Source organism: Streptomyces ossamyceticus (assembly GCF_001418475.1).
Taxonomy (GTDB): domain Bacteria; phylum Actinomycetota; class Actinomycetes; order Streptomycetales; family Streptomycetaceae; genus Streptomyces; species Streptomyces ossamyceticus.
In genome coordinates, this window is record NZ_LIQX01000268.1 from 1 (window position 1) to 10,108 (window position 10,108).

At 71.2% G+C, this 10,108-nt stretch carries 11 protein-coding genes and 1 tRNA gene; 6 read left to right on the forward strand and 6 right to left on the reverse strand.

Annotated features, from left to right (window positions below; genetic code table 11):
- Window positions 1-163: 163 nt before the first annotated feature.
- The 6 genes from ehuB (at window position 164) to AOK15_RS20710 (ending at window position 4,399) form a co-directional block, all read left to right on the forward strand.
- Window positions 164-1,087 carry an ectoine/hydroxyectoine ABC transporter substrate-binding protein EhuB gene (gene ehuB, locus AOK15_RS20685; RefSeq protein ID WP_055519031.1) on the forward strand — a complete coding sequence of 308 codons (924 nt, stop codon included), beginning with the start codon at window positions 164-166 and terminating at the stop codon, window positions 1,085-1,087.
- The gene (gene ehuC, locus AOK15_RS20690; protein WP_055519032.1) at window positions 1,084-1,797 is read left to right on the forward strand and encodes an ectoine/hydroxyectoine ABC transporter permease subunit EhuC; all 714 of its coding nucleotides are present in this window, start codon (window positions 1,084-1,086) and stop codon (window positions 1,795-1,797) included. The genes ehuB and ehuC overlap by 4 nt, the downstream gene beginning before the upstream one ends.
- Window positions 1,797-2,447, forward strand: coding sequence for an ectoine/hydroxyectoine ABC transporter permease subunit EhuD (gene ehuD, locus AOK15_RS20695; RefSeq protein WP_055519034.1), 651 nt, complete (start codon window positions 1,797-1,799; stop codon window positions 2,445-2,447). Before ehuC ends, ehuD begins: the two co-directional genes overlap by 1 nt.
- A gap of 10 nt (window positions 2,448-2,457) precedes the next feature.
- Entirely contained in the window at window positions 2,458-3,234 is a 777-nt protein-coding gene (ehuA, locus tag AOK15_RS20700; protein ID WP_055519046.1) for an ectoine/hydroxyectoine ABC transporter ATP-binding protein EhuA, read from the forward strand.
- Window positions 3,235-3,448: 214 nt separating this feature from the next.
- A complete protein-coding gene (locus tag AOK15_RS20705) occupies window positions 3,449-4,207 on the forward strand; it encodes an IclR family transcriptional regulator (protein WP_055519036.1) in 759 nt (252 codons plus the stop codon).
- Between the two features lie 115 nt (window positions 4,208-4,322).
- A tRNA-Lys gene (locus tag AOK15_RS20710) sits at window positions 4,323-4,399 on the forward strand.
- 120 nt (window positions 4,400-4,519) lie between these two features.
- Here the strand turns inward: AOK15_RS20710 and AOK15_RS20715 are convergent.
- The 6 genes from AOK15_RS20715 to AOK15_RS20740 form a co-directional block, all read right to left on the reverse strand.
- Complete coding sequence (locus AOK15_RS20715) at window positions 4,520-5,173, reverse strand: response regulator (RefSeq protein ID WP_055519039.1); 654 nt, start codon at window positions 5,171-5,173, stop codon at window positions 4,520-4,522.
- Entirely contained in the window at window positions 5,158-6,387 is a 1,230-nt protein-coding gene (locus tag AOK15_RS20720; RefSeq protein WP_055519048.1) for a sensor histidine kinase, read from the reverse strand. Before AOK15_RS20720 ends, AOK15_RS20715 begins: the two co-directional genes overlap by 16 nt.
- Window positions 6,388-6,506: 119 nt before the next feature.
- Window positions 6,507-8,153: a long-chain-fatty-acid--CoA ligase gene (locus AOK15_RS20725; RefSeq protein ID WP_055519041.1), complete on the reverse strand. Its 1,647-nt coding sequence runs from the start codon at window positions 8,151-8,153 to the stop codon at window positions 6,507-6,509.
- A 49-nt stretch (window positions 8,154-8,202) separates the two neighbouring features.
- Window positions 8,203-8,670 (reverse strand): DUF3592 domain-containing protein, encoded by a 468-nt coding sequence (locus tag AOK15_RS20730; protein WP_055519043.1) that lies wholly within the window; start codon window positions 8,668-8,670, stop codon window positions 8,203-8,205.
- A gap of 117 nt (window positions 8,671-8,787) precedes the next feature.
- A complete protein-coding gene (locus AOK15_RS20735) occupies window positions 8,788-9,411 on the reverse strand; it encodes a lytic polysaccharide monooxygenase auxiliary activity family 9 protein (RefSeq protein WP_055519044.1) in 624 nt (207 codons plus the stop codon).
- Between the two features lie 119 nt (window positions 9,412-9,530).
- Window positions 9,531-10,108: SPFH domain-containing protein (locus AOK15_RS20740; RefSeq protein ID WP_240508518.1), on the reverse strand; the 578-nt coding region annotated here is incomplete at its 5' end.

Sequence of the window (10,108 nt, forward strand, 5' to 3'; positions counted from 1 at the left end):
ACCCGATGCGATGTATTCGGGCCATCTGTGGCCCCTTCACGACCCCCGCACACACCGTGCCGCGGTCCAGTGCGGCCGGGCCCGCGGCACGGTGTGTGCGGGGGTCGTGAAGGGGCCACAGATGGCCCGAATACATCGCATGGGGTCGGGTAGCCGCGCGGCCATGGCTCCAGCAACGAAGACTTCCGGAAGAACCGGCACCCCACGTGACCCCAGCCGCAGGGCGCTGCTCGCCGGCGCGTCCGCGCTCGCGACCGCGGGCGCGCTGGGCGCCGCCGGATGCAGCCGGGTCGCCTCCGCCTCCGGTGTGAAGGGGGGTGACCTGCTGGACCGGCTGCGGGCGCAGGGCGTGGCGCGGCTCGGTATCGCCGGGGAGATCCCGTTCGGCTACATCGACACGAACGGCGAACTGACCGGCGAGGGACCGGAAGTGGCCAGGATCATCTTCCGGCGGCTGGGCGTGGAACGCGTCCAGCCCGTGCCCACCGAGTTCGGCTCGCTCATACCCGGCCTGAACTCCCAGCAGTTCGACGTGGTGTCCGCCGGGATGTACATCAACCCCGAGCGCTGCGGGCAGGTCATCTTCTCCGAACCGGACCACCAGATGCTCGACGCATTCGTGGTCCGCAAGGGCAACCCCAAGGGCCTGAACGACTACGCGGACGTGATCCGCGCCAAGGCCAGGTTCGCCACCGGCTCCGGGTACGCGCAGATCGAGCACGCGGTCGAGGCGGGTTACCCGGAGAGCGACATCGTGATCGTCCCCGACCAGGTCGCGGGCATGAACGCGGTCGAGGCGGGCCGGGTCGACGTGTTCGCGGGGACGTCCCTGACCACCCGTGAGGTCGTCAAGAAGTCCCGCGGGACGGAGGCCACCGAGCCGTTCGCCGCGCGCGTCGACGGAAAGCCGCGGGTGGACGGCGCGGGCTTCGCGTTCCGGCGCACCGAGACGAGGCTGCGGGACGCCTTCAACGCCGAGCTGCGGAAGATGAAGGAGAGCGGCGAGCTGCTCAGGGTCCTGCGGCCGTTCGGGTTCACGAAGGTCGAGATGACCGACCTCACGATGCGGGAGCTCTGTCGCGCATGACGTCGGGCCTGTGGGAACTCGTCCTGCGCGGTGTCTGGGTCACCGTCCAACTGCTGGTGTTCGGCGGGCTGCTGGCCACGGTCGTCTCCTTCGCCGTGGGGATCGCCCGTGTCGACCGCCGGTGGATCGTCCGCTTCCTCGCGGGCGTCTACACCGAGGTGTTCCGAGGTACCTCCGCGCTCATCATGATCTTCTGGGTGTACTTCGTGCTGCCGCTGGCCTTCGGCTGGCAGCTCGTGCCGATGTGGGCGGCCGTCCTCGCCCTCGGGCTGACCTACGGGGCGTACGGCGCCGAGATCGTGCGCGGCGCCCTGAACTCCGTCGACCCGGCGCAGCGCGAGGGCGGCATCGCGCTGAGCTTCTCCCCGTGGCAGCGGATGCGGCTGATCCTGCTGCCGCAGGCGGTCCCGGAGATGATCCCGCCCTTCGCCAACCTGCTGGTCGAGCTGCTCAAGGGCACGGCACTGGTGTCGATCATGGGCATGGGCGACCTCGCCTTCAGCGGCAGCCTGGTGCGGCTGGCGCTCCAGGAGAGCGTGGAGATCTACACGTACATCCTGCTCATCTACTTCGTGATCGCCTTCCTGCTCACCCGGGCCATGCGGGCCCTGGAGCGGCGGCTGAAGGCCGGGGTCGGCAGGGCCCCGGCGAAGGCGGGCGGGGCGCGGGCGCGCGTACCCGAGACGGCCGGCGCCGGAGGTGGTGCGTGATGAACTGGGACTGGAACGCGGTCGTCGACTTCCTCCCGCACTTCCGGGACGGCCTGATCGTCACCCTCCAGGCGCTGGCCCTGGGCTCGGTGGTGTCGTTCGCGCTCGGGCTGGTGTGGGCGCTGCTGGTGCGGACGCCGACCCGCTGGGTGAGCTGGCCGGTGGGGGTCTTCACGGAGTTCGTCCGGAACACCCCGCTGCTGGTGCAGCTGTTCTTCCTCTTCTACGTGCTGCCCGAGTGGGGCCTGACGTTCTCGGCGCTGACCACGGGTGTGTTCGCGATCGGGCTGCACTACTCGACGTACACGATGCAGGTCTACCGCGCCGGTATCGAGGCGGTGCCCGCGGGCCAGTGGGAGGCGGCGACGGCGCTGAACCTGCCGCTCAGGCGCACCTGGACGGTGGTGATCCTGCCGCAGGCGGTCCGCCGGGTGGTGCCCGCGCTGGGCAATTACGTGATCTCGATGCTCAAGGACACCCCGATCCTCATGGTGATCACCGTCCCGGAGATGCTCGGCGAGGCACGGCTCTACGCCCAGGAGACCTTCCGCTTCACCGAGCCCCTGACCGTCATCGGAGTGGCGTTCATCGTCATCTCCTATCTCGCCTCCGTCCTCCTGCGAACCCTGGAGCGTCGTCTTGTCCGCTGACACCCCGCTGTTGAAGGAAGCCGGCTCCCGCGCCGACCGGGCCGCGGACCACGCCGAGCTGATCCGCTTCGAGAACGTGACCAAACGATTCGGCAGCAACACGGTCCTCGACCGGCTCGACTTCTCCGTCGACGCCGGCAAGCACGTCACGCTGATCGGCCCGTCCGGCTCCGGCAAGACGACGATCCTGCGGCTGCTGATGACCCTGACCAAGCCCGACGAGGGCACCATCACCGTCGGCGGGCAGCGGCTGTTCCCGGCGAGCGACAAGCAGTGCCGGGAGGTCCGCAAGAACATCGGGATGGTGTTCCAGCAGTTCAACCTGTTCCCCAACATGAAGGTGCTGCGCAACATCACCGAGGCGCCGGTCACCGTCCTCGGTCTGTCCAAGGACGAGGCGGAGGCGCGCGCCCGGGAGCTGCTGGACATGGTCGGGCTCGCCGACAAGTGCGACTCCTACCCGACGCAGCTCTCCGGCGGGCAGCAGCAGCGGGTGGCCATCGCCCGCGCCCTGGCGATGCGCCCGCAGGTGCTGCTCCTCGACGAGGTGACGTCCGCGCTCGACCCCGAACTGGTCGCGGGTGTGCTCGATCTCCTCCGGGACATCGCCCGCACCACCGACATCACGATGCTCTGCGTGACCCACGAGATGAACTTCGCCCGTGACATCTCGGATCAGGTTCTGATGTTCGATTCCGGCCAGGTCATCGAGTCGGGCAGCCCCGAGAAGATCTTCGGCGAACCCGAGCACGAACGCACACGGGAGTTCCTCGGCGCGGTGCTCTGATTACGTGCCGTGAGCACTCGAACACGGCGGAACACGCGAGGTGGGGCCGCCGGGCCATGACTCGGGCATATGCCAGAGTGCTGATCCACCAGTTGAGAGGCCCGGGGCCCCGCGGATTTTCTGCCGAACAACCCCTGCGCGTAAGCCCCTTGGGCCGTATCGTGGGACACGGCAAGCTGTCCGAAAAACGGCCCGAGAAGCGCAGGGGGAAACCGTGGCGCTCAAGCACGAGCCGACCGCGCCGAACCACTCGGCCCAGGACGCGCTGCGCGTCCTGGAGACAGTGGCGCGGCACGCAGGTGGCGTCACCGACGCCGAGATCGCCCGCCGGACCGGCGTCGGCAGCGAGCGGTTGACCGCGCTCCTGCTGATGCTGCGCCGCGAGGGATACGTGGAGCAGACCACCGACGGCGCCTATGTCACCGGAGTCGCACTCGCCAGGCTGGGCTCCGCCCAGGGCCATGACCAGGCCCTGGGCGAGCAGCTCCAGCGCACCCTGGACCGGCTGCGGGACTCGGTGGGCGCCGCCGTCTACATCAGCCGCTACGAGGACGGGGAGATCAAGGTCACCGGCTGCGCCGAGGGGCCGGGCACACCCGCCGTGCACCAGTGGGTCGACTTCCGATCAGCGGCCCACGCCACCGCCATAGGCAAGAGCCTGCTGGGCCAGCTCGACCTCAACGCCCGGCGGGACCACCTGTCCCGGCACCGGCCGGCCCGGCTCACGTCCCGCACGATCACCAACGAGAGGGTGCTTCTGAGCAAACTCGACGCCCAGTCGCCGACGGTCCCAGTCCTCGACCTCCAGGAGTACGCGCCGGGCACGGTCTGCGCGGCCGTCCCCATCACCGCCGGCTCCTCCGTCGGCTGTCTGGCGCTGTCGCTGCCCCTGGAACACGCGCACCGGCTCCGCCATGCGGCGCACACCCTGAACCGGGGGGCCGCACCGGTCCTGCTGTCACTGGCGATCTAGCGGTCGCCCGCGTCGGCTGGAGATCCACGTCACGTTTACGTGGTCGAAGGCACGCCCCGGGACCAGGTAGTATTTTCTCTGTCGCCGGCCGCGAAAGCGAAAAGCGACGGAGTCTGCGCCGCTAGCTCAGTTGGTTAGAGCAGCTGACTCTTAATCAGCGGGTCCGGGGTTCGAGTCCCTGGCGGCGCACCATGACGATGGCGAGGCACGTTCGCAGAAAGCGCGAACATGCCTCGCCATCGCCGTTCTTGCGCGACTTCGCCGCGCGCAGTGGGGGCTTCGCCACCCACACCCCCCTCCGCCGTGCGGGACTCAGCCCCGCAGGTAAGCCAGCACGGCCAGCACCCGGCGGTGGGTGTCCTCGGCCGGGGGGAGGGCGAGCTTGGCGAGGATGTTGCCGATGTGTTTGCCGACGGCGGCCTCCGTGACGACCAGGTCGCGGGCGACGGCCGCGTTGGACTTGCCCTCCGCGACCAGGGCGAGGACCTCCCGCTCGCGCGGGGTCAGCGCGGCCAGCGGATCACTCCGCCGGCGCAGCAGCAGACGTACGACCTCGGGGTCGACGACCGTGCCGCCGGCCGCGACCCGGTCGACCGCCTCCGCGAACTGCTCGACCTGCCCGATGCGGTCCTTCAGGAGGTAGCCGACGCCGGTGCCGTCCCCCGTGTCCAGCAGGTCGGCGGCATAGGCGCGCTGCACGTACTGGCTGAGCACGAGGACGGGCAGGGACGGGTTCGCGGCGCGCAGGTCGAGGGCTGCGCGCAACCCCTCGTCGCTCTGCCCCGGCGGCATCCGGACATCGGTGACGACGAGATCGGGGCCGTGCGACAGCACCGCCCGCTTGAGGGCCTCCGCGTCGCCGACCGCCGCGACGACCTCGTGGCCGAAACGGGCCAGCACCCCGACGAGCCCCTCACGGAGCAGGACGCTGTCCTCCGCGAGCACGATCTTCAGCGCGTGGGGCACGGGATCTCCAGGGACAGGACGGTCGGGCCGCCCGCCGGGCTGTGGACGGTCAGTGTCCCATCGAGGACGGCGAGCCGGTCGACGAGCCCCGTGAGGCCGGTGCCGCCGGCCGGGTCGGCGCCGCCGTGCCCGTCGTCCCGCACCTCCACGCGCAGCCGCCCACCCGCGTACCGGCCGGTGACCCAGGCGTGTCCGGCACCGCTGTGCCTGCCGACGTTGGCGAGCGCCTCGCGGACCGCGAAGTACGCGGCGGACTCCACCGACTCGGCGAACCGCGGCAGGTCGGCGTCGACCGTGACGGGCACGGCGGACCGGTCGGCCGCGTCGGCGAGGGCGTCCGGCAGACCGTAGTCGGCGAGGACCTGGGGATGGATGCCGTGGATCAACTCCCGCAGCTCCCCGAGGACCTGGTCGGCCTGCCGGTGCGCGGCGGCGAGCCGGTCGGCCAGCTCCGTCGGGGCGTCCAGCCGGACCAGGCCCAGTGTCATGCTCAGGGACACCAGTCGCTGCTGGGCGCCGTCGTGCAGATCGCGTTCGATACGGCGCCGCTCCGCCTCGAAGGCGGCGACCAGCCGGGCCCGCGAGCGGGTCACCTCCGCCAGCCGCCGCTCCGCCTCGGCCTCACTGGGCGCGAGCAGCAGCCGCGCCACCGCGGCACGGGTCCGGGCATACAGGGTGAGCGGCCACACCAGCACGAGGACGAGGGCGAGTCCGGCGGTCGCGCACAGCAGGGCCTGGCCCTGGGTGTCGATCAGCCAGAGCTTGACGATGCGGGTGTCGCCGCCCGAGAGGGCCAGTTGGAGGGGCGCCCCGATCATCGCGCCGGGGACGACCAGCGCCGCGTACAGTGCCAGCGCGTCCAGCGGCCACAGCACGAAACCGAGGAGCAGGGTGTACGCCAGCTCCCGCCAGGTCGCCCGCTCGGTGAACCGCAGCCGCGCCCAGGCGCCGAGCCCCGGTTCGGCGGGAGTGGTGTGCGGGCCGGGCGGCGGGGGTGTGCGGGTGAGGAACAGCCGTCGGCGCTCCAGGGCTCCTACGGGGAGACCGGACAGGGCGAGCAGGGCCAGCAGCGGCAGGCCCACGAGGAGGGGGGCCAGGGCGAGGCCGAGGGCGCCCAGGACGAGGAGCAGCAGGAGCAGGGGCACGCCCACCAGCACCCCGCTCAGCAGGTACGCCACCGCGCCCGGTGTGTCCCGTACGACCGTTCGGATCATGGGCTCACGGTAGGCGGCGGCGCCGGGCAACGGCCATATGGGCAGGGGGTGTTCCGGGGTGGGCCCAGCCCTACCCCCGGGGGTCCGGCCGTGGGCCGTGCGCGCCTTCGGTCACAGCCCTAGCGGGTCAGCAGCTCCTCCCGGCCCCGTGCCCGGTACTCGGTGACCAGGGTCGCGAGGTCCACCGCGGTGAGCCTGCGGTACGCCCACTTGCCGGGGGGCCGCCACCAGACGGGGTCGGGGCAGCGGAAGCCCTCGCGGCGCAGGGCGGCCCGCTGGATCTTGTTCGTGGCGGTGACCGGCATACGGGGGACGACACGGACGAAGCGGGGGGTCATCTTGGTGCCGAGATCGGGCTGGGCGAAGAGGAACTCGGTGAAGCCGTACGGGTCGAAGGTGCCCGCGATGGTGGCCATGACCTGGTCCCCGGCGACCGGGTCGGGGACGGCGTAGACGGCGACGGCGTCGGCGCCCTCGTACCGGGCGAGGATGTTCTCGATGGTGGCGGCGGCGAGATTCTCGCTGTCGACGCGGAGCCGGTCGTCGGTGCGGCCGGCGAAGTAGAGGAAGCCGTCCGTGTCGCGGTAGAAGAGGTCGCCGGTCCAGTACCAGCCGTCGTGGCGGCGGGCCGCGTCCGCCTCGGGGTTGCGCCAGTAGCCCTCGAACGGGTTGGGGCCGCGGTTCACCAACTCCCCTATCGCGTCGGTGCCGTTGAGGAGGCGGCCGTCCTCGGCGAAGACAGCCGGTGGGCACTCCTTCCGGGTCTCGGGGTCGACCACGGCGAGGTCGTCGCCGGGTGCCGCCCGCCCGATCGCGCCCGGCGGGGTCCCCGGTGTCCGCTGGATCGCGGCCCCACCCTCGGAGGAGCCGTACCCCTCGACGAGCCGCACCCCGAAGCGCCGCTCGAAGGCCGCCGCGTCCACGGCCCCCGCCTCCGTGCCGAAGCCGGTGCGCAGCGGGTTGTCGTGGTCGTCGGGCCGGGGCTCGGTGGCGAGGACGTAGCTCACGGCCCGGCCGACGTAGGTGAAGTACGTCGCGCCGTACGCGCGTACGTCGTCCAGGAAGCGGGAGGCGGAGAACCGGCGGCGCAGCGCGACGCCCGCCCCGGCGACCAGGGCGGGTGCCCAGTCGGCGATGACGGCGTTGCCGTGGAACATCGGCATGCAGACGTAGTGCACGTCGTCCCGCGCCACGCCGAAGCGGTCGACGAGGGCCCGGCCGGCCGCCGCGAGCCGGCCCTGCGAGCAGATCGCGGCCTTGGGGGCGCCGGTGGAGCCGGAGGTGAAGTAGAGCAGGAGCCGGTGGGACGGGGTGGACCCGTCAGGGGCGGGTTCGGCGCCCGTGTAGGGGGCGACGAGAGCGGTGTACTCCTCGGTGTCCGTGACGAGGATCCGTACGCCAGGCAGGTGCAGGCCGTCGAGGAGCGGCAGGTGGGCGCGTTCCGTGACGAGGATGCGGCACTCGGTGTGGAGGATGTCGCGGGCCAGTTCGGGGCCCCGGCGGGTGGGGTTGATCCCGGCGACGGCGGCGCCCGCGAGGGCGGCGGCGCTCAGCCACAGGGGGTACTCGGGGGTGTTGTCGAGGAGGACGCCGAGGTGCGGCTCGGCACCGGGTGGCAGCAGGTCGGCGAGGAGTGCCGCGCGGGCGGCGGCACCGGCGGCGACCTCGTGATGGGTGAGCACCTCGTCCTCGAACCACAGCCCCGGCCGGTGGTCGCCCCACCGGTCGGCGACGAGCTGCGCGACCGTACGCCTCGTGGACTCCATACGGGCGCACGGTAGTTGACGTACCGTCAGTTGGGGAGGCACATGTCGGTCACGGGCTCGGGAAAGTCGTGTCGGCGGACATCTGGTGGAAGGTGACCATGAAGCCGACACAGAAGACGAAGATCACACCGAGGAAGGCGAGGATGCCGAAGGTGGCCGCCGCCTGCTTCACCCGGCCCGGCTGGTGGGCCGTGGCCACCACGGACGGACCCTCCGTGTAGTAGACCGTGACGAAGTCGCCCTCGACGGTGGTCATCGGGCCGTCCTCCTCCTCGAAGCGGATGGGGCGGCCGTCCCGGGTGGTGAACTCGTACACATGGTGGATCGTGGTGCGCACGGCGCTGCTCTCCCCCATGGACTTGCCGACCGTGGTGAACGCCTTCAGACAACGGCCCTCCGCCGTCAGCCCGCTGTTCCAGGCCCGCTGGATCTGCAGCCAGCGGCGCAGTACGCGGTAGGCCGCGAAGGCGACGACGGCCATGATCAGGCCGGGAACGATGTACAGAAACACATCCATGGTGATCCCCCGCGTTCACTGACCGCCCTGGTCGGCGGCGTGTGGGGAAACTACCCCTGCGGGGGCCCCGCGCAGCTCAAGCGATGCTCAGAACTCGCGGGGCCGGTGCGCTGTCGGTCAGAAGGCGACGTCCGAGCAGGCGTAGAACGCGTTGCCGGTGTCGGCGATCGTCCACACCGCGAGGATCACGTGGTGGCCGCTCAGACCGGACGGCAGGCGTCCGGTGTGGGAGAGCGTGGACGGGGGTCGCTGACCGTTGTAGGGGACGGTGAAGAACGGGGTGAGGTTGAGGTCGGAGCGGGCCAGCGCGTGGTTCTGGTTCCAGCCCGGCTTGGTGACGTAGTACTTGAAGTCGGTGGTGGCGTGCATGGCGGTGAACTGCCAGCGAAACGTGTAGTTCTGGCCGCCCGTCACTCTGGTCGTGGGCCAGGCGCCGCCGCCCGGCCTGGTGGGCGAGTCGAGCTGCCCGAACCGGCTGTGCCCGGCGGAACAGATCTGGCCGTCAGCCGGCCCTGAGCCCGGGAAGCCCTTCGGGCCCTCCACGCTCTGCGGCTCCCACTGGATGTCGCCGCAGTTCGTGACGGTGCCGTTCTGACAGAGCTTCTGCCGGCTGACGGGGAGATCGGTGTAGCCGTGACCGGAGGCGCCGCCGCTGGAGAGGACGAGGGCCCCCATGGTGGCGAGACCGACGCCGGCGGCGTACCACTTGGCGCGTTTTCGGGTGAAGGTCCTTGGACGCATGCTGCCGCTCCCTGGAGTTGTGGGGATGTTCCAGGTCTAGACCAAGCATCAGAGTAGGAGCGGCGGTTGGCTGTGTCCATATCAACGACAAGGGCCTGCCCGACGCGGGGTCCACGGGGTCACGGGGTCGCCTCGCGCCGCCCCGTGTAGAACGCCACCGTCAGGTCCTTCACCAGCGCCTTGCGTTCGTAGTCGTCGAGTTCGACCAGGCCGCGCATCGTCAGCCGGGTCACCGTGTCCTCGACGGAGTCGACGACCGAGGTGAGCACGGTGTCGCGGTGCTGGGCGTCGAGCGCCGCGATCCGCCGGCGCTGCATCACCGCGGCGACCTCGGGCGCGTACTCGATCCGGATGGGCTGCACGGAGAACACCTCCAGGCCGACGGGTGCGGTGTCCGCGACGAGCAGCCTGGTCAGTGCCTCGCCGACCGCCTCCGTGTTGCGCAGGGTGGAGTCCCGGACGAGGGCGTTCGGCGGTACGTCGGCGGGGAGTTGGGAGAGGACGCGGGAGAGCGCCGCCTCGACGCACTCGCTCAGATAGCGCTCGTGGTCCTCGATCCCCAGCACGGCCCGCGCGGTGTCCTTCATCCGCCAGGTGACCAGGACGACGGCCCGCAGCGCGACCCCGTTCGCGTCGACGTACGGCTGCGGCACTGGCGGAGCGAGCCGATGCCGGCCGTCGACGCGAACGGGGTCGC

Coding starts and splice junctions, on each gene's coding strand:
- AOK15_RS20720 (WP_055519048.1), bottom strand. CDS start 6,387: ATGATCCGAACGGTCGTACGGGACACACCGGGCGCGGTGGCGTACCTG.
- AOK15_RS20730 (WP_055519043.1), bottom strand. CDS start 8,670: ATGGATGTGTTTCTGTACATCGTTCCCGGCCTGATCATGGCCGTCGTC.
- ehuB (WP_055519031.1), top strand. CDS start 164: ATGGCTCCAGCAACGAAGACTTCCGGAAGAACCGGCACCCCACGTGAC.
- ehuC (WP_055519032.1), top strand. CDS start 1,084: ATGACGTCGGGCCTGTGGGAACTCGTCCTGCGCGGTGTCTGGGTCACC.
- AOK15_RS20725 (WP_055519041.1), bottom strand. CDS start 8,153: ATGGAGTCCACGAGGCGTACGGTCGCGCAGCTCGTCGCCGACCGGTGG.
- AOK15_RS20735 (WP_055519044.1), bottom strand. CDS start 9,411: ATGCGTCCAAGGACCTTCACCCGAAAACGCGCCAAGTGGTACGCCGCC.
- ehuD (WP_055519034.1), top strand. CDS start 1,797: ATGAACTGGGACTGGAACGCGGTCGTCGACTTCCTCCCGCACTTCCGG.